This is a genomic window from Nocardia brasiliensis IFM 10847 (assembly GCF_000710915.1).
GTDB lineage: Bacteria > Actinomycetota > Actinomycetes > Mycobacteriales > Mycobacteriaceae > Nocardia > Nocardia brasiliensis_A.
The window spans coordinates 14910-33988 of sequence record NZ_BAUA01000061.1 but is presented as its reverse complement, the minus strand read 5'-3'; the positions used below and the strand labels follow the sequence as shown (position 1 = coordinate 33988).

The window sequence follows — 19079 nt, the reverse complement described above, 5'->3', positions numbered from 1 at the left end:
TACGGACCGTGGTCCGTTTAGGGTGGTAGTTGACATCGACACTACCCAGGAAAGAGGGTCCATCGTGGAATTGGGACTCACGACGTTCGCGGAGCTGTACCCCGTCGGCGATCGGCCTGCGCCGAGTGCGGCCGAGCGGCTGCGCCAGGTGGTGGACGAGGCCGTGGCGACCGAACGGGCCGGGCTCGAGGTATACGGCGTCGGGGAACACCATCGCAAGGATTTCGCCGCTTCCGCACCCGCGGTCGTGCTGGCCGCGATCGCGGCGCGCACCGAGAAGATCCAGTTGACCAGCGCCGTGACGGTGCTGAGCTCCGACGACCCGGTCCGGGTGTATCAGGATTTCGCGACCCTGGACGGACTGTCCAACGGCCGCGCCGAGCTGATGGCCGGGCGTGGGTCCTTCACCGAGAGCTTCCCGCTGTTCGGCTACGACCTGAGCGACTACGACGAACTCTTCGAGGAGAAGCTGGCGCTGCTGTTGCACCTGCGCGAGGACGGTCCGGTGAACTGGAACGGCAAGTTCCGCGCACCGCTGCGCGACGCAATCGTCTACCCGCGCACCGACAATCGGCCGCTGCCGGTATGGATCGCGGTCGGCGGTAGCCCGGAGTCGGTGGTCCGCGCCGGCCTGCTCGGCCTGCCGTTGGCCATCGCCATCATCGGCGGCCAGCCCGCCCGGTTCAGGCCGCTGGTCGACCTGTACCACCGCGCACTCGCCGAAGGCGGCCACGACAAGCAGCCCGTCGCGGTGCACGCGCACGGCTATATCGCCGACAGCGACGAGCAGGCCGTCGCCGACTTCTACGAGCCCTACGCCCTCGCGATGAGCACGATCGGTCGCGAACGCGGCTGGGGAGCGATGACCCGTCCCCAGTTCGAGGCCCTGCGCTCGAAGGAAGGCTCACTGTTCGTCGGCACCGCCGACTATGTCGCCGAAAAGATCGCCGATATTCGCGACACCCTCGGACTGGACCGCTTCATGCTGCACACCAGCGTCGGCACCCTCCCGCACGAAAAGGTCCTGCACAACATCGAATTGCTCGGCGAGAAGGTGGCACCCCAGGTGCGCTGATCCGGAACCGTCACCGAGCCCTCGAATTAAGGGCTCGGTGAAATAGGTTAAGGCGCAACGATTTAGTTTACCCAGCGTTAGCCGGAACAATTATTGACATAGTCGCCGGACGTTTGTTTGCCTAATAGCACCCAAACATCGGACCGTACTACTGAGACGGCATGGACAAGATCTGGCGAGTTCGTCGCTCGCGGGTCGAGATAGGAACCGATGCCGAGCTCGAGACTCCAGTCACGGCCGCTGACCAGGATGGACAATCCCTACTCGATAAACATCGATGAATTGTCGTGCCGACAGGTCGCGCGCCGCGATCCGCTCTCCGCCGACGCGGTGCTGGCGAATCTTCCGGTAATGAACGCGGCGGCCGATCTACGCCAGCTCGCGACCGCGTTCCGCGAGTTGCTGTCCCGGGCGCGCGAGGCCGAGTTACCGGATATCGCCGATCGGCTGGCGGCTATGCGAGACGTCGGCATGCTCATGTCTTCTTTGCGCAGACACGGTGTCGAGCCGCTCGATGCCGTACCCGAAGCCACCGGCGTATTGCTCGCGTGGGGCCATTCGGCGGGCATGGTGCCCCGGGACACCGTGCTGCACTACGGCGCGTGGAATCCGCGAGGGAAGCGCCAGCGGATGTTCCTCGGCGAGCATCAGGAAAATGTCGTACTGGATGCCGTCCGCGTGAGCACGCTGCTGATCAGCGAGATCGCGCCACAGCTGGCGGGTTTGGCCGAACTCCACCCGGACGACACAGCTTTCGGCGAGATCTGCCACGCGGCAGCCGACCAGTTGGAGACCCTGCCGCAGTTGATGAGCGGCCTGTACCGCACCGTCGATCCGATCGAGTTCTACGCCGCGCGATTGCGGCCGTTCATGGCGGACGTGGTCGTGGCCGACCGCTCGTACTACGGACCCGCCGCCGTCCACGTGCCGCTGTATCTGATCGACCGGCTCGTCTGGTCGGCCGATCACGGAGGCGTCGGCATGACGTACTTCCAAGACGATCTGCTGAACTACGGCCTCCCCCGGTGGCGGCGGATGTTCGAACACACCACGGACGCAGAATCATTGGTGACCAGGCTCGTCCGGGAATTCGACCGCCCCGACGGTCCGCCCTCGACCAAGGCGGCCTACGCCATGGACGGCGTCATCCGAATCCTGGACGGACTGGTCACTTTTCGCACCAAGCACGGCATGCTCGCCCGGGCCGCCTACACCGACGGCACGCGCTACGCCATGGGCATCGCGGGCGTCAGTCCCGCCGTCCTCGACCACGTGCTCGCCCTGACCCGCCGCTGCGCGGACTGGGCCCGCACCCGCCGCAAAGGCGCACGAACCTGACCAGCCCCACGAAACCGACTGCTACACAGATCTATTCATCGAGGCGCGCTTCGAAGGCGATGCGATCACCCCGGTAGAGGCCGCGGACCCGTTCGATGGGCGCGCCGTCGGTGTCGACACTGCGGCGGTGCAGGAGCAGCAGGGGCAGCGCCGTGGTGCATTCGAGCAGGGCGGCCTCGCGGGGTGAGGCGAGGACGGTTTCGATGCGTTCGGTAGCGCGGCCGAAGGCGACGCCCGCGGCGCGCACCGCCGCGTACAGCGAAGTGGTGGGGTCGTAGCTGGTGCGCAGATCGGCGAACCGATGCAGCGGCAGGAAGGTGCTCTCGAGCCCGATCCGTTCGCCGTCGGCGAGCAGCACCCGCTCCAGGTGCATGACCGAAGTACCCACGGGCACAGCGAGATCACGGGCCACATCGGCATCGGCGGGCACGTCGTCCCAGCCGACGAGCAACCGGCCGGGCACGCGCCCGTAACTGATCGCCCCTTCGGTGTAGGAGCGTAGCGACAGCGGCTGCACCATTTTCGGGCGCGAGACCACCGTGCCACGACCCTGTCTGCGAATCCGCCCCTCCACCAGCAGATCTCGCAGCGCCTGCCGCACCGTTTCCCGTGCCACCTCGAATCGCACGGCCAGATCCCGTTCGGACGGAACCGGATCCCCCTCGTGCAGTTCCCCGAGGATCGCCTCGATCTCGGTGCGCACGCGATAGGACTTCGGCAACCGGTCCGGGAGCGCGAACTCCGCGCGCCCGCCACCGCCGCCCGCCGCGGCACCGACCCTGCCCACCTCCGTCGCGTCCATGCCCACAGCGTACCGCAATTGGTCTATACCAATTGTTAACCTACCGTTCGCACCACTAACACCCGTTGGTCTAGACCAATGTGCACCATGGTCGCATGCGATTGGTCATCATCGGCGGTGGGATCCTCGGCACCGCACACGCCCTGGCCGCCGTCCGCCGCGGTCACGAGGTTGTGCAGGTCGAGCGGGAGACCGAGGCGCGCGGCGCCACGGTCCGCAACTTCGGCCTGGTGTGGGTCTCCGGCCGGGCCGCGGGCGAACTCGAGCTGACCCTGCGTTCCCGGCAGCTGTGGGAGGAACTCGGCGGCAAGGTCCCCGGCGTCGGCTTCCGTCCCGCCGGATCGATCACGCTGGTGCGCACGCCCGCCGAGCTGGCGGTCGCCGAACAAGCCGTGGCGGACCCGTCGGCCGAATCCCGCGGTTTCGCATTGCTGGAGCCCGCCGAGGTACGTGCGATAAACCCCGCACTGCGCGGCAAATTCCTTGCCGGGCTGCATTGTTCGGCCGATGCCGCGGTGGAGTCCCGGCAGGCGCTGCCCGCGATCCGCGCCTACCTCGCGGCCACCGGTCGCTACACCTTCCACGCGGGTACCGAAGCCAGGTCCGTCACCGATACCGCCGCCGGTGCGACCGTGCGCGACGACCAGGGCCGCCGATTCGAAGCGGACCTGGTGCTGGTGTGCCCCGGCGCGGCACACACCGGACTGGCCCGCGAGCTGGCCGGCGTGCTGCCGGTGCGCCGGGTTCGGTTGCAGATGATGCAGACCGCGCCGCTCGGCGAACCGCTCACCACCGCCATCGCCGACGGCGACAGCTTCCGCTACTACCCCGGCTTCGCGGGTGCGGCGGTCGACACGCTGAATCGCGAGCAGTCCCAATCGGCGACCGCCGCCGAGCACAAGATGCAGCTGCTCTGCGTGCAGCGCTTGCACGGCGGCTTGACCATCGGCGACACCCACGAATACGACGAGCCGTTCGCCTTCGACGTGGACGAGGCGCCGTACGAACATCTCACCGCGGTCACCGAGGAACTGCTCGGACGCGCACTGCCGCAGGTGGTTCGGCGCTGGGCGGGCGTGTACAGCCAGAGCACCGACCCCTGCGCACTCGTCACCCGCGCCGCGGCCGGAGACCACACCTGGGTCGTCACCGGCCCGGGCGGCCGCGGCATGACCCTCGGACCCGCACTCGGCGAGGAAACCGCCGAACTCCTGAATCTGTGAGGATTGCCTTGTCGGACAACACTATTCAACTGGCCGTGCTGGACATGGCGGGCACCACTGTGGCCGACGGCGGCCTGGTGCTGCGCGCCTTCGAGGCCGCCGCCACGGCGGCGGGCATCGCGGCCGAGGGACCGGAGCGCGAGGCGGCCCGCACCTACGTGCTCGACACCATGGGCCAGTCCAAGATCGCCGTGTTCCGCGCGCTACTCGGCGCCGAGGACCGCGCCCAGCAGGCCAACCTTGCCTTCGAGGCCGCGTACGAGGCGCTGATCGACGAGGTCGAGATCGCACCGGTGCCCGGTGCGGCCACGGCGATCGGCAAGCTGCGCGGTGCGGGCGTCAAGGTCGCGCTCACCACCGGCTTCAGCCGCTCGACCCAGGACCGTCTGCTGCGCGCGCTCGGCTGGCAGGACATCGCCGATCTGACGCTGGCGCCCGCCGACGCCGGACGCGGACGCCCCTATCCCGACCTGGTGCTCACCGCACTGCTGCGCCTGCAGGCCGATGCGGTGGATCGGGTTGCGGTACTGGGCGATACGACCAGCGATATCGCCACCGGCCTGGCCGCGGGCGCACAGATCGTCGCGGGCACGCTCACCGGCGCGCACGACGAGGCGCAGCTGCGCGCGGCGGGCGCCACCCACGTGGTGGCCTCGGTCGTCGAATTCGCCGAACTGATCCTGGCCGAACGTTCCTGACCGGCCCGTCCACGCCCGACCATTCCTTCGACGCCGACCCCATCACGAACCGAAAGTTGTAGTCACGTGCGTACTTCCAACACGCAGACCCGCCTCGCACGCCGCCTGTCCCGGGCCGCGCTGTTCGTCGCCGCCGTCACCACCGTCGCGGCCACCGCGGCCTGCGGCGGCACCGGAACGGACAGCGGGAGCGGCAAGACCGTCACGGTCTATTCCGCCGACGGCGTAGGCAGCTGGTACCAGAACCAGTTCGCCGAGTTCAAGAAGCAGACCGGCATCGCGGTCAACCTGGTCGAGGCCGGCTCGGGCGAGGTCGTCAACCGGGTCGACAAGGAGCAGGCCAACCCGCAGGCCGACGTCGTCGTCACCCTGCCGCCGTTCATCCAGAAGGCGAAAGCCGCTGGGCTGCTGCAGGACAGCGGCGTGGACACCAGCGCCGTCCCGGCCGCGGACAAGGACGCCGAGGGCAAATACGTCACGCTGGCGAACAACTACCTGTGCTTCATCGCCAACCCCGCGGTCGACGCGAAGGCGCTCACCTGGGACGACCTGCTGAAGCCGGAATTCAAAGGCAAGCTGCAGTATTCGACGCCCGGCCAGGCCGGCGACGGCACCGCGGTCTTGATCCTGTTGCAGAAGCTGCTCGGCAAGCAGGGCGCCCTCGACTACCTGGCCAAGTTGCAGGCCAACAACGTCGGACCGTCCTCGTCCACCGGCAAGCTGCAGGCCAAGGTCGACAAGGGCGAGCTGAGCATCGCCAACGGAGACGTGCAGATGAACCTGACCACCATCAAGGAGAAGGGCTCGAAGTTCAGCGTGTTCTTCCCGGCCGCGGCCGACGGCAAGAAGGCGACCGTCGCGGTGCCGTACGTGATGGGCCTGGCCAAGGGTGCGCCACATCAGGCCGACGCCGAGAAGTTGATGGAGTTCCTGCTCTCGGCCCAGGCGCAGCGGTCGCTGGGCACAGACGCTTTCGCGGTGCCCGCGCGGGCCGAACTGCGCGAGACCCCGGCCGCCGGCTCCGGGCCGTCGCCGAGTTCGGTGTTGCAGGGTGTCGAGTTGCTGCCGGTCGACTGGGACAAGGTGCTCACAGATCTGGACGGCGACCTCGCCGCGTACCAGAAGGCCACCGGTAGCTGAAACAGCTTAGCGCACAAGGGAGTCGATCATGTCCACCGGTGACGCGCGCACCGAGTCATCCACCTCAGCCCCGACCACGACACGGGCCGTCGCCGAACCGGCGATCGTCTTCGACCGGGTCGGCGTCAGCTATCGCAGCGGCCGCAAAACCACGGTCGCGCTGGCCGATTTCACCCTGCGCGTCGCCGCGGGCGAGACGGTCGCCCTGCTGGGACCGAGCGGTTCGGGCAAATCGACGGCACTCAAGGCCTTGGCCGGATTCGTCCGGCCGACCTCGGGCGCGGTCCGGCTGGCCGGTCGCGACGTCACCGAACTCTCCCCGGCCAAGCGCGGGATCGGTGTCGTCGTGCAGTCGTACGCGCTGTTCCCGCATATGACCGTGCACGGCAACGTCGCCTTCGGCCTGAAGGCACAACGCGTGCCGCGCGAGGAGATCGGCGCGCGGGTCACCGAGGCGCTGGACATGGTCGGCATGGGGGCCTACGCCAAGCGACTGCCCCGGGAACTGTCCGGCGGCCAGCAGCAGCGGGTGGCGATCGCCAGGGCGCTGGCCATCCGGCCCAAGGTGTTGCTGCTCGACGAACCGCTCGCCGCGCTAGACGCCCAGCTGCGCCAATCCATGCTCGGCGAGTTACAGCAGTTGCGGGCCGCGCTGCCGGACACGGCCATGCTGTATGTGACCCACGACCAAACCGAGGCACTCGCCTTGGCCGATCGCATCGCCGTCATGCGTGACGCTCGCCTGGTCGACATCGACACCGCCGAAAATCTCTGGCGTCGCCCGCCTTCCGACTTCACCGCCGCCTTCCTCGGCGGAGCGAACCTGCTGTCCTGCACCGTGAACCGGGTGTCCGGCGGCGCGGCGCTGGTCACCGTCGGCACCCGGACACTGCGGGCGGAAGCGCCCACACCCGGTGTCGGTCAGGAGAATTGGGCTCCGGACTCGCCCGCGCTGCTGTGTGTGCGCCCGCACACCATCCGGATCGGCGCCACCTCCGAACGAGACGCGCTGCGCGGCACGGTGACCACCGCGGTCTGGCGGGGTGCCTCGACCCGGTTGCACCTCGCCATCGACGGGCTGGCCGACGAGGTCACCGCCGACGTCCCCGGTCACGTGGAGACGGCGGTCGGCACGGTCGTCGGGGTCCGCTTCCCCGACCCGGCCGGTGTCCTCATCCCCCGCGCGGTGGGGTCGGACGCATGAGCACGCCTGTTCTGCTCGAACCGATCACCGGGCCGAGCCCGCAGCGACCTGCGCGGCAACGCAACTGGAAACCAGTGCTGTGGAGCCTGCCGCCGATGCTGGTCGTGCTGTGCATCGCGGTGTACCCGATCGTCCGGGTACTCGCCGAGTCGACCGTGACGCCGTCCGGCCGGGGCACCACAGTGTGGTCAGACGTGCTCGGCTCCGAATCGTTCCGGAACGCGTTGTGGCGCACGGTGTCCATCGCGGCCCTGTCCACCGCCGGGTGCCTGTTGCTCGGCACCTTCCTGGCCATCGTGCTCGCCTTCGTGCCGTTCCCCGGCGCACAGGTGGTGGGCCGGCTCATCGATACGGTGCTGACGCTGCCGTCGTTCCTGATCACGCTGGCGTTCACGTTCCTCTACGGCACCGCGGGCGCGGTCAACGCGCTGATCGCCGAGCTGACCGGCGGCACCGAGCCGGCACTGGACTTCCTCACCACCCCGCTCGGCGTAATACTCGCCGAGATCACGTTTTTCACGCCGTTCGTGGTGCGGCCGCTGCTGGCCGCTTTCGCGCAGTTGCCGCGGGAACAACTCGATGTCGCCGCGAGCCTGGGCGCTTCGCCGTGGCGCGTCCTGCGTCAGGTGGTGCTTCCGGAGGCCTGGCCCGCGCTGGCGGCGGGCGGCAGCCTGGTCCTGCTGTTGACGCTCAACGAGTTCGGCATCGTGCTGTTCACCGGCGCGAAGGGCGTGCTGACGCTGCCCGCGCTGATCTACACGCGCGGCATCGTCACGTTCGACCTGCCCGGCGCCGCGGTCCTCGCCTCGGTACAGGTGCTGTTGTCGCTCACGCTCTACATCGGCTACCGGCTCGTGTTCGCCCGGTTCACCGGTGCCGCCGCGAAGAAGGACTGAATCATGCTGGTGTGGACGAAAAAGGGCAGAGCCGTCGTGCTGGCGGGGTTCGCGCTCGTCGTGCTCGTGGTGTTCCTCGCCCCGATCGCGACGGTGGCGGCGGCCGCGCTGGCGGGCAGCTGGACCGGCCCGCTGCCCGCGGACCTCGGCTTCGCCAACTTCGGGCGGGCGCTGTCCGGCGAGCAGGCGGCCAGCCTCTCGGTGAGCCTGCAGACCGCGCTGCTGGCCGGCGCCGTCTCGCTGGTGCTCGGCACCTGGGCGGCGCTGGCGGCGCGCGAGGCGCCCGGCTGGTGGCGGCGCTGCACCGATGCCGTGTTCCACCTGCCGGTCGCGGTCCCGTCGGTCGCCGTCGGCCTCGGCGTGCTGATCGCGTTCAACGAGCGGCCCGCCCTGCTCGGCGGCACGAAATGGATTGTCGTCCTTGCGCATTCGGTGCTGGTGCTGGCGTACGCGTTCAGTGCGGTATCGGCCGCGCTGGACCGGATCGACCCCGGCTACCGGCAAGCCGCCGAATCGCTGGGCGCGGGACCGGCCAGGGTCCTGTTCCAGGTGACGTTGCCCTTGCTGCTGCCGGCTCTCGGCGCGGCCGCGGGCCTGGCCGTCGCGCTGTCGATGGGCGAACTCGGCGCCACCGTCATGGTGTACCCGGCCACCTGGAAGACGCTGCCGGTCAGCATCTTCGCCCAGACCGATCGCGGCGAGGTCTTCGACGCGGCGGCGAGCACCACCCTGCTCGTGCTGACCACCCTGGTGGCGCTCATCCTGCTCGGGCGGATCCGCAGCCGCGCGACCCTGCGCTGACCCGGGCCGCGTTGGTCCCGGCCGGTGCGCGCCGCCCCGCCCGGGCCTGCTTCATGAGTCACGGTGGATGCATTCGGGGTCCAGCTCGTCGCCTGGCAAGGCGGAGGAGGAGCCGATACCGGGGGTTGTATCGGCGACGACGACAACGCGGCCAGGCGGCGAGCTGGACCCCGAAGGCGCCGCCGTGACTCATGAAACAGGCCCTAGGATGGCGAGGTGACCGCACTTCCGTTGATCTTCACCGCGGGCTGGGCGAGCGGGGTGAACGCGTACGCCGTCGTCCTGCTGCTCGGCCTCTTCGGGCGCACCGGCCTCGCCGATTCGGTGCCCGCGGCGCTGCAGCGGACCGATGTGCTGATCGCCGCCGCGGTGCTGTTCCTGATCGAAGCGGTGGCGGACAAGATCCCGTACCTGGATTCGTTCTGGGATGCGTTCCACACCGTGGTGCGTCCCCTCTCGGGCGCGGTGGTGGCGGCTTTGATTGCGGGACAGGACGGTTCGCTGCCGGAGCTGGCGGCCGGCGCGGTCGGTGGCTTCAGCGCGCTGGCCAGTCATCTGGTCAAGGCGGGCATGCGGATGGCGATCAACACCTCGCCGGAGCCGGTCAGCAATGTCGTGGCGAGCACCGCGGAGGACACCGCGGTCGCCGGGATCATCACGCTGGCGATCTTCCATCCGATCCCGGCGGCAATCATCGCGGGCGTGCTGCTCGTGCTCGGTTCGGTCCTGGTGGCCTTCCTCGCCACCCGCATCCGCCGCTATCTGCGCCGCCGCCGGGAGCGCAGGGCGGCGCGGCACGCGCCCGCGATCTGATTCCCCCACGGACCTCGTCAGCTCCCACCCAGCGGTATCCGAAAGGCGGGCCGTCGAACCATGGCAGCACCGGCGACAAAACTCCTGAAGGACCTCGAACCGCTGGCCGCACCGCAGCGCAGGCGCGCGATCGCCGGCACGGCCCTGCGCCTGCGCGGCACACCCGAGCTCGGCGCACTGCTCAGCGACCTCGGGGCGCGCGGCCACTACGAGCGCGTCCTCGCCGGCCAACTGGCCACGATCGCCGCTGACCGCGCCCACCTGCTCGCTCAACTCGATTCGGCGGAAGCGGAATTCGGGTGCCGCGCGCTCGCCGGACTGGTGCGCGTCGGCGTCGCCCCGGCGGAGCTGGTCGCACGGGTGTCGCGATTTCCGCACCGTGTCCGGCGCACGCTGTATCGCGCGATCGGGCGTCGTTCGGCGGGCCCGGATCTGGCCGATGCGCTACTGCCCGAGATAAGAACGCATTTCGGCGATGCGGAGGCGGCGCATATCCTGCCGTACTGCTCCGCGGCGGTGGTCGCCGAGTACCTGCCACGGCTCGACTACGCCACGCCGAATTGGCGCACGCTGCACCGCAAACACTCCGATCTCGTGCTCGGTCATCTGGAGGGCCTCGCCGCGCTGGCCGGTGAAGCGGAGTGGCCGCACCTGTGGCCCTGGATCGCCGCGGGCGCCGACACCTGCGCACTACACCACCCGGACCGGCTCCTCGCCCTTGCCGCCCGCGCGGTCCGATATGTGCCGCTCGCCGGGCTGCACCGCACCGTCGGCGCGCTGGCCCGGCACGACGTGGACGCGGTCGGCGCCTTGATCCTGCATCCGAGTGGACGCGGCACCGGCCTGACCGGACGTGCCCTGTTCACCGCGTTGCGCGAACTACCGGACGAGCGGTTGATCGCCCTGTGCGCCGCCTACCCCGACCACCAGCGACGGGCCTTCCTGCGCACGCTGGCGCCGGCCCGGCGGGCCGCGGTGATCCAGGTGTTCATCCGGCCCGGCACCGATCCCGCGCGGGTCGATCTCGACGCGCTGGACCAGGTGCCCCGAGACGAGCGGACGGCACTCGTCCGGCTGCTGCTCACCAAGCACGGCGGCACCGAGGTTCGAGCCGTCCGCGAGCGCTTGATCGCCCGCCTGCCGTGGGACGAGGCCGAACCCGCATTACGCGAGAGCATTCGCCGACCGACGGCCGAGGAACGCGCGCAGGCCTATCCGCTGCTGGTGACCGCCGCGATCGGCAGCCGCGATCCCGAAGCGGTCGGCGCGCTGCTCGACCTGCTGCGCCGGCTGCGCAACGAGCAGGACCCGGTGCGGCGCATCGCGTTACAGGCGATCGGCCGGATCCCGCCCACGCTGTTACGCGGTGCCCACCTGCCCGCGCTGGAAATGCTGACCGCCGATGCCGTACAGGCGCGAGACCGATCGTCCGCGACCATCGACGCAGTCGGCCGGATCGCCCGTACGCTGCTCGTGCACGGGGCCCGCACCGGCGAAACCGCCTTCGCGGGCGCGGCCTTACGCATTATCGAAAGCCTTGCCGCGCAAGAGAGTTCGGTACCGCTGTGGCAGCTGCACCGGGACCTGCCGCACGGCGCGGAGCACCGCCTCTTCGATACCCTGCGCCCGCGGCTCGACAGCGCCGCCGCCCGCGACGAGTGGGATCTGACGCTGCGCCTCACCCAGGGCCTGGACCGGCGCGCCTGGCAGGTCCCGGCGTTGCAGCAGTTGCTCCTACGCGCCTGCGGCGCGCGCGACGACCACGTCATCCGTACCGCCGTCGATCTGGTGCTGGCGAACCCGGCCACCCGCGACGAGCACCTGGCCGTCCTGCTGCACCGTGACCGTTCCCTCATCGCGTTGCCCCGGGTGCGGCAGTTGATCGCGACGCGGCGCACCGATCTGCTCGGCCTGGTCCTCGCCGGGGCGAACCCGGGCCGCTTCAGTTCACCCAAAGTGCGTATGGTGCCGGACTTCTCGACCGGGTTCGGCGGATGGACGCCGCGACAGGTCGAGCTGTACGCCCGCGCGCTCACCGCGCTGGCGCGGTCGAAGCAGACCGCACCGTGGGAGAAAGCATGGGCGATCCAACGTTTGGGCCGCCTGCCCGAGAGCGTCGCCCGCTTATGCGAGTATCTGGACGACCCGGAGCTCACGGTGGCCGAGGCCGCGCTCACCGCGCTCGGCCGCAGCGATCCGGCCGCGGCCGCCATCGACATACTCGGCCGCTACGTGACCGGCGACCGCGCCCGGGTCGCGGTGAGCGGCATGGCTTCCCGCGCCGGGAGTATCGCCCCCGACCAGCTCGCGGTGGCCTTGCGACCACTGCTGGACGCCCCCAAGGTCACCTCCGTGAAAGAGGGCGTGCGTCTGCTGGCGGCGTTGCACGCGCCCGAAGCGATGGCCACGCTGCGAGCGCTCTGGGATCGCCCGGGCCAGCACCGAGACGTGCGGCGCGCCATCGTCTTCGGCTGCCGTTGGCTGCTGGGGCACGACGAGGCCTGGCAGATCCTGGACGCGGCCGTACGGCTGCCCGAGGTGGCGAGCGAGGTGCTGGCGCTCACCCCCGGCGACCTTCCGGTCGCGCAGCGGCATCGCATGGCCGAACTCGTCCATACGGTGGCCGCCGATCCGGATACCGCGCTCGCCGGCACGGCGCTGCGGGTGCTGGGTACCTGGCACCGCTGGGCGCCCGGCGACACCGGAGACCTCTTGGTGCGCAGGCTGACCGACCTCAGCGAGGTCGGGTTGTGGCGGCAGGTGGTGCCCGTGCTCGTGCACGGCGGTTTCCACGCGCGTGTTCCGGCGGCCGTCGATCGACTGCTCGCCTCGGCGGGCGTCGTGCTGTCCGATCGTGATCTGCCTGCGCGCCAGCGACTCTCGACCTTGCTCGACGCGCTGGCCACCGCGGCCGAAAGTTCGGAGCAGGCCCGCACGACCGCCGCGACCGTCGCCGCCCGGCTCGCGCACGAGCCCGGCTGGCAACGTGCGGCCATCGATCTACGGCTCACCCGGATCCAGTGGGCCGAAGCGGATTCCGGGGTGCTGGCCATCCGGCAGGCATGTGCGCACGCGCAGGGCGCACTGCTGACCTATCCGGCGCAACGGCTGCGGGCCCGGCTGGCGGCCGCTCCGAATGTCGTTGACGCGGACACCATGGCAGCGGTGGTACGGGCGGTGTCCGCCGACTCGACGGCGGCAGCGCTCTGCGCGCTGACGTTGATCTCGCAGTGCGGCAGTCATTTCGGCTGGAGCGCGGACTGGGTCGAACTACTCGCCCGAATGCGGACGCACGAGCAGGAGGATGTGCGATTCGCCGCGCACGAGGTCTTCACTGTTGCGGAGTGATTGCGGAAGGCGGGTTTTCAGCGGGCGTGCCGCGCCAGTCGACCACGCGGCACGCCGGGCGAGGCGCCCCGTTGCGCCCGCCGTCACTGTGCGACAACGTGAATGCCCGGGCGAAATCACTGGTCGGATGATTTGCGCCCGGCACGTCGCCTAGGAGGCTGTGGCGCTGTCGGGTCCGAGCGCCACTTTCACGAAGGCAATCGACGGCGGCCACCGGCCACGTCGGTTACCAAATCAGTGTACCCGTCAACGAGTTCGGCCAAGTGGTACCAATGTTTATGGGTATTGTCGCTGCGCGCGCCCTCGGTGTCGATGGCTTGATTGGCGTCCACCCAGCTGCGGGCCATTCGGTCCACCACCGCACCGAGACTTTCGGTGTGCAGCGACGCGCCATTGCGATGCTGGGGTATCTCCTTGCCGATCCAATCATTGATGTCGTCGACCAGTTCGCTTCTGCGGCAGTCGATTTCAATGATCAGAGCGGAGTCTCCGACCTGGCGCCGCCGAGCATGTAGCTCGGCGAGCGCATGTGCCGAACGCAGCATTTCCCGGTCCTGGAAACGGCGCCCTTGAAAGGCACACAACAATTGCGGAGCAGTCGGCAGTACCCCCACCGTTGGCGCACTCATGCCTCCACCCCGACTTCACCCGACACCAACGCGCTTTGTACCAACATAATTGGCTCTCGATTCGGTTATCCCGGTCATCGGATCGGTTCTTCACAACTAGGCTAGCTGGATCATGCTCTTACAGATGCAAGAACGCAAGAGTGCGTCCGCATTGCTGCACCAACTGTGTCCTACCGCCGTTTCACTGCCCATCCCCGCACTGCCCCAACAACTTAGGACTCCCAGTGACAACGCCAGGACCAGCCATTATGACTAATAGACCGATCGGCCTGGCTACGATCGCGCAATCACGAACTACCGACCGGTCCGTCTCCGAACGACGACAAAACGGACTCGGAAGCGGAAGCTTCCGAGCCCGTACGGGAAGTCGATGATCGAACCGGCGCTCAGCGCATTCTGGTGAACGTCGCGTAGTGGTCGGCTGTGTACCAGGCGGACCGATCGCTGCCGGTGACTATTCGCTCGGCATCGCGGTTGTGGCCCGGCTGTTTGATGTTGACGTCCCACTCGCGATACGCGATCGCGTTGCCTGCCGCATCGGTGCGAGGCAGGGTGCCGTCGCGGTTCTGCCAGGTGCCGCCGCCTTTGGTCCCGGAGCCGTCGTTCGGCGGCCAGGTGCCCGCGTCGATGCGCGCGAGCGTGTCCCAGGCCCGCTGCGGAACGCTGGCGCCGACCAGCGTGATCGAATCGGCAGGCACCGGCCGTGCCGCTTGTTGCGCACCCGTCGACAACCCGAGCACCAGGGTCAGGCCCGCCACCAGCGCGGCAACGGTGAACCCGACACGCTTCGCTATCGATGCCACCCCAGTCATAGGCGCAGAACCTACTGCCCCGAGCCGAACACCAGGTTTCCGCAGGTTTCCGTGCGGTGAAGATTGGGCTGCCGGGCGGCGGGCATGAAATGTCATGTGTGCCCGCAAACCTCGGTTCCGCGCAGCATGGAACGGGGTACGCTCTGATTTTCGCTGGCGCACATCGGAGGGATGTTGTCATGGCAGGCAAGCGCACCGTCCTGACCGTGCGATTGCGCAGATTGGCCGCGATGCTGCACGAGATGCGCGAACACGCCGGACTCAGCAAAGAAGAGGTCAGCGCGAAGACCGGCATCAACGTCACCACGCTGTATCGGATCGAGACCGCGCAGGCTCGGCCGCAACGACGCACCCTGCAGGCGATGCTCGATCTGTACGGCGTGAGCGAGGAGCAGCGCGAGGACGCCGGCGAACTACTCTCGGACGCGCTCAAGCCCGGTATGTCACGGGCTTACGAGGGCAGCGTCTCCGAGGTCTACGCGGCCTACATCAACTTCGAGGCCGAGGCGCTGTCGGCGCGGCACTACCAGACCTCCACCATTCCTGGACTGCTGCAGACCATGGAGTACGCGACCGCGGTGATCGACACCTCGATGCCGAAGGTGGAGGCGTCGGTGATGGAGGACCGAGCCCGCGCCAGGATGGACCGCGCCGCCAACCTCACCAAAGAGGAACCGCTCGAGCTGTGGGTGGTGATGGACGAGGCGGCGATCCGGCGCACCGTCGGCGGACCCGCGGTGATGCGCGGCCAGCTGGACCGGCTGCTCCAGGAAACCAAGCGCAAGAACGTGATTCTGCAGATCCTGCCGTTCGACGCGGGCGCCCACCCCGGGATGGCTGGTTCGTTCACGCTGCTCGACTTTCCCGACCCGGCCGATCCGGAACTGGTCTACGTAGAGGGCATCGCGGGCGACGAGCTGATCGAGGGCCATCCCGAGATCCGGCGCTTCGGCGTGATCTTCGACCAGTTGCGTGCCATGGCTCTGAGCCCACGCGATTCCGCGGCGATGATCACCGACGCCGCGGGCAAGATGGGCTAGGCCTAGGCGCGGCTGGCGCGGCGGTAGCCGACGGCCGCGGGCACCGCGAACAGCACGATCGCCCCCACCGACCACGCCATCGTGGCGAGCAGCGGCGCACGGACCGCACCGCCGAGGGACAAACCGCGCATCGCGTCGATCGCATGGGTCATCGGTTGATGCGCGACGATCGGTTGCGCCCAGCGCGGATACGCACTCAGCGGCGCGAAACCCGTGCTGAAGAACATCATCAGCGACGAGCCGAGCGAAACTGCCTCCACCAGAGCGGCTTTCGTAGTGCACGTGGCGACGGCGGTGACCAGTGTCGCGAAACCCAGCCCGTACAGCAGTGGCACGCCGAACAGCGCGAGCCCGGCCAGGACGCCCTGCTCGAAGCGAAACCCGAGCAGAACCCCCACGGCGAACAACACCGTGGTGCACAACAGGATTCGCACCGCTTCGGCGAGGATGCGCGACGCCAAGCCGGACGCCCGGTGCACCGGCAGCACCCATAGCCGGGCCAGCAGTCCCTGGTCGCGCTCCCGGCCCAGCGTGATCGCACCGGCCAGCGAACCGGACATCACCCCCACCAGAGCCACCATCGGCACCGACCCGTACAGCGCACTGGCACCGGCGAAGACCGAGATCTGCTTGCCGAGCACGGTATTCAACACGATCAACAACAGCGCCGGAAACACCAGCGACTGCACCGTTGTCAACGGATCACGCCCCCAGCGCAGCAGCAACCGCCGCGTTTGGATGACGGTCTGCGGCGCCAGCAGTCGCCACGTCTCGGTGCGGCCGGATACCACCGGCAATGCCGAGGCGGCGCGAGTTCCGGTCATCCCGACCTCCGCATGGCGACCACGGCACCGAGCCCACCGAACATCAGGAAAAGGCCGCCTACCCACGCCGATCCGGGCCCGAGCACCGACCAGCCCACGACACCGGCGTTGCCGCTCGGATCACCGGCCAGCGCGCGCATCGCGTAGACGAACTGGGACACGGGCTGGTTGCGCGCGAATCCTTGCAGCCAGGAGGGGAATTGGTGAGCCGGCGCCAAACCCGTCGACACCAGGCCGAGAACGAGCTGCGGGAAGATCAGCGCCTGCGAGATCGCCTCGGGCTTGGCGACGATACTGCCGATCAGGTCCGCGCCGAGGGTGAGCGCCAACGCCACCAGCAATGCGAAGACCACGAAACCTACCGTCTCCAAATGGCTTCCGTAGAAGCGCACGCCGATCACCCAGCCGCATACCAGGGCAACCGCCAACGAAACGGCGGCACGGTACAGCGCCGCGGCGGTCCGGGCGGCCAACGGCACCACGGACGGCATCGGCAGCGACCCGAACCGCACGGTGAGCCCGTCCCGCGCATCGGACGCGGCCCGGAACGCGGCCGAGGTCGCGCAGAACGCCACCGCCTGCATCACGATCATCGGCAGCAGGAACTGCGCGTAACTGCTCAGTCCGTGCCCGTATCCGCTCATCACCAGGTTCAGCGGCACATAGAACCCGAGGGTGAACACCGTGGGCGCGACAACCGCGGTGACCAGCTCGCCGTTGCGCCACGACGGCCGCACCAGCCGGCAGGTCAGCACCCACCACTGCGCCACCGCGCCGAACCGCGGCCGCGGCGCCGCCGCGGGCAGGCTCATCCGCACGCTCTCATCCTGCGACCGCACCCTCTCATCCTGCGGACAACCGTGCCGGTTCCCAGGGAACCCGGCTCCGTCCGCATGTCGCGGACGGTTGTCTATGGGATACCGAGACAGCGGGCGGTCCGGTTCACCAGTCGGACCGGGTTACGGCGAAAGCCGGATTCGGTCGACTATTTTCGACTGATTCCGGGTACTTCATCCATCTGTCGCACAAAGATCGGGAGGGGAACCATGGCCGACACAACCGCCGAGCGGGCAGCCGAGCCGGAACTGAAACGGGTGATGGGCCCGGGCTTGCTGCTGCTGTTCGTGGTGGGCGACATTCTCGGGTCGTCGATCTACGCGCTCACCGGCAAAGTCGCGAACGAGGTGGGCGGCGCGGTGTGGGTGCCGTTCGTGGTCTCGTTCCTGGTCGCACTGGTCACGGCGATGAGCTATCTGGAACTGGTCACCAAGTATCCGCACGCGGCGGGCGCGGCCCTCTATACCCACAAGGCTTTCGGCATCCAGTTCGTCACCTTCATGGTGGCGTTCGCGGTGATGAGTTCCGGTATCACCTCCGCGGCGACCGCCTCCCGGGCCTTCGGCGCCAACTTCTCCGCGGCCTTCGATCTCGACCTCGGCCCGGGAGCGGTGATCACGCTGATCGCGCTCGGCTTCATGCTCGTCGTCGCCGCGATCAATCTGCGCGGTGTCAGCGAGGGTGTGAAGCTGAACGTGGTGCTCACCTGCGTCGAGCTGACCGGCCTGCTGATCGTCATCGGGATCGGCTGCTGGGCGCTCGGCGTCGGGGACGGCGATTTCAGCCGGATCACCGAGTTCGAGACCGGCGACCGGACCGCCGTCGGCGGCGTCATCGCGGCCACCACCCTGGCGTTCTACGCGATGGTCGGTTTCGAGGACTCGGTCAACATGGCCGAGGAGTGCAAGCAGCCGAGCCGGATCTTCCCGAAGGTGCTGCTGGCCGGTCTCGCCATCACCGCGCTCATCTACGTGCTGGTGTCCATCACCGCGGTAGCCCTGGTGCCGATCGCCGAACTCGGCCAGGGCGACACCCCGCTGTTGCAGGTGGTGCAGGTCGGCGCACCGGCGTTTCCGACCCATGTCTTCGCCTACATCAGCATGATCGCGGTGGCGAACACCGCGCTGATCAACATGCTGATGGCCAGCCGCCTGCTCTACGGCATGGCCAGGCAGGGTGTGCTGCCCCGGCAGCTCGGCCGCGTCCATTCGCGGCGGCGCACGCCGTTCGTGGCGATCCTGTTCACCACCCTGCTCGCGCTCGGCTTGATCGCATTCGTCGGCGAGGTGCCCGAACTCGGCGGAACCACAGCGCTGCTGCTGCTCGCGGTGTTCACCGTGGTGAACGTCGCCGTTCTGGTGTTGCGACGAGATCCGGTCTCGCACGAGCATTTCCGCACGCCGACCGCGCTGCCCATCATCGGCGCGCTGACGTGCGGTTTCCTCGTGACACCGTTCACCGACCGCAATCCGCAGCAGTATGTGATCGCCGGCATCCTGCTCGGTATCGGCGTCGTGCTGTGGGGTGTGAACCACTTCGCGATCAAGCATCTGCACGCCGCACCGCCCGCGTAGTAGTCGATCCGACGGCCCGGATCAG

Annotated in this window: 17 protein-coding genes; 12 read left to right on the top strand and 5 right to left on the bottom strand. The window is 68.7% G+C overall.

Annotated features, from left to right (window positions below):
- The first annotated feature begins 64 nt into the window (after positions 1-64).
- On the top strand, positions 65-1075 hold the full coding sequence (locus NBRGI_RS12760; protein ID WP_029895836.1) for an LLM class flavin-dependent oxidoreductase: 1011 nt from the start codon (positions 65-67) through the stop codon (positions 1073-1075).
- Between the two features lie 210 nt (positions 1076-1285).
- On the top strand, positions 1286-2413 hold the full coding sequence (locus NBRGI_RS12755) for a monodechloroaminopyrrolnitrin synthase PrnB family protein (protein WP_081878020.1): 1128 nt from the start codon (positions 1286-1288) through the stop codon (positions 2411-2413).
- A 31-nt stretch (positions 2414-2444) separates the two neighbouring features.
- On the opposite strand, the gene NBRGI_RS12750 is transcribed toward NBRGI_RS12755, so the two are convergent.
- On the bottom strand, positions 2445-3215 hold the full coding sequence (locus tag NBRGI_RS12750; RefSeq protein ID WP_235210931.1) for a GntR family transcriptional regulator: 771 nt from the start codon (positions 3213-3215) through the stop codon (positions 2445-2447).
- A gap of 95 nt (positions 3216-3310) precedes the next feature.
- On the opposite strand from NBRGI_RS12750, the gene NBRGI_RS12745 reads away from it, so the two are divergent.
- The 8 genes from NBRGI_RS12745 to NBRGI_RS12710 all read left to right on the top strand — a co-directional run bounded on the left by NBRGI_RS12745 (position 3311) and on the right by NBRGI_RS12710 (position 13338).
- Positions 3311-4438, top strand: a complete 1128-nt coding sequence (locus NBRGI_RS12745) for a TIGR03364 family FAD-dependent oxidoreductase (RefSeq protein WP_029895830.1) — start codon at positions 3311-3313, stop codon at positions 4436-4438.
- Between the two features lie 8 nt (positions 4439-4446).
- On the top strand, positions 4447-5136 hold the full coding sequence (locus tag NBRGI_RS12740) for a phosphonatase-like hydrolase (RefSeq protein ID WP_029895828.1): 690 nt from the start codon (positions 4447-4449) through the stop codon (positions 5134-5136).
- A 66-nt stretch (positions 5137-5202) separates the two neighbouring features.
- Positions 5203-6276, top strand: coding sequence for a 2-aminoethylphosphonate ABC transporter substrate-binding protein (locus NBRGI_RS12735; RefSeq protein WP_029895827.1), 1074 nt, complete (start codon positions 5203-5205; stop codon positions 6274-6276).
- A 28-nt stretch (positions 6277-6304) separates the two neighbouring features.
- A complete protein-coding gene (locus NBRGI_RS12730) occupies positions 6305-7480 on the top strand; it encodes an ABC transporter ATP-binding protein (protein WP_029895825.1) in 1176 nt (391 codons plus the stop codon).
- Positions 7477-8376 (top strand): 2-aminoethylphosphonate ABC transporter permease subunit, encoded by a 900-nt coding sequence (locus NBRGI_RS12725; RefSeq protein WP_029895823.1) that lies wholly within the window; start codon positions 7477-7479, stop codon positions 8374-8376. Before NBRGI_RS12730 ends, NBRGI_RS12725 begins: the two co-directional genes overlap by 4 nt.
- Before the next feature lie 3 nt (positions 8377-8379).
- Entirely contained in the window at positions 8380-9177 is a 798-nt protein-coding gene (locus tag NBRGI_RS12720; RefSeq protein WP_029895822.1) for an ABC transporter permease, read from the top strand.
- A 216-nt stretch (positions 9178-9393) separates the two neighbouring features.
- The gene (locus NBRGI_RS12715; protein ID WP_029895820.1) at positions 9394-9990 is read left to right on the top strand and encodes a DUF4126 domain-containing protein; all 597 of its coding nucleotides are present in this window, start codon (positions 9394-9396) and stop codon (positions 9988-9990) included.
- Between the two features lie 60 nt (positions 9991-10050).
- The gene (locus NBRGI_RS12710; protein ID WP_029895818.1) at positions 10051-13338 is read left to right on the top strand and encodes a hypothetical protein; all 3288 of its coding nucleotides are present in this window, start codon (positions 10051-10053) and stop codon (positions 13336-13338) included.
- A gap of 188 nt (positions 13339-13526) precedes the next feature.
- Here NBRGI_RS12710 and NBRGI_RS12705 read toward each other — a convergent pair whose 3' ends face one another.
- Together NBRGI_RS12705 and NBRGI_RS12700 are read right to left on the bottom strand one after the other, a co-directional pair.
- The gene (locus tag NBRGI_RS12705) at positions 13527-13883 is read right to left on the bottom strand and encodes a DUF4254 domain-containing protein (protein WP_029895816.1); all 357 of its coding nucleotides are present in this window, start codon (positions 13881-13883) and stop codon (positions 13527-13529) included.
- 470 nt (positions 13884-14353) lie between these two features.
- Positions 14354-14779: a ribonuclease domain-containing protein gene (locus NBRGI_RS12700; protein WP_029895814.1), complete on the bottom strand. Its 426-nt coding sequence runs from the start codon at positions 14777-14779 to the stop codon at positions 14354-14356.
- A 179-nt stretch (positions 14780-14958) separates the two neighbouring features.
- On the opposite strand from NBRGI_RS12700, the gene NBRGI_RS12695 reads away from it, so the two are divergent.
- Entirely contained in the window at positions 14959-15819 is an 861-nt protein-coding gene (locus NBRGI_RS12695) for a helix-turn-helix domain-containing protein (protein ID WP_029895813.1), read from the top strand.
- Positions 15820-15821: 2 nt separating this feature from the next.
- Here NBRGI_RS12695 and NBRGI_RS12690 read toward each other — a convergent pair whose 3' ends face one another.
- Both NBRGI_RS12690 and NBRGI_RS12685 read right to left on the bottom strand, forming a co-directional pair.
- The gene (locus NBRGI_RS12690) at positions 15822-16643 is read right to left on the bottom strand and encodes an ABC transporter permease (RefSeq protein ID WP_029895810.1); all 822 of its coding nucleotides are present in this window, start codon (positions 16641-16643) and stop codon (positions 15822-15824) included.
- Positions 16640-17482 (bottom strand): ABC transporter permease, encoded by an 843-nt coding sequence (locus NBRGI_RS12685; RefSeq protein WP_370627737.1) that lies wholly within the window; start codon positions 17480-17482, stop codon positions 16640-16642. Before NBRGI_RS12685 ends, NBRGI_RS12690 begins: the two co-directional genes overlap by 4 nt.
- 207 nt (positions 17483-17689) lie before the next feature.
- On the opposite strand from NBRGI_RS12685, the gene NBRGI_RS12680 reads away from it, so the two are divergent.
- Complete coding sequence (locus NBRGI_RS12680) at positions 17690-19054, top strand: APC family permease (RefSeq protein ID WP_036558769.1); 1365 nt, start codon at positions 17690-17692, stop codon at positions 19052-19054.
- Positions 19055-19079: the final 25 nt, after the last annotated feature.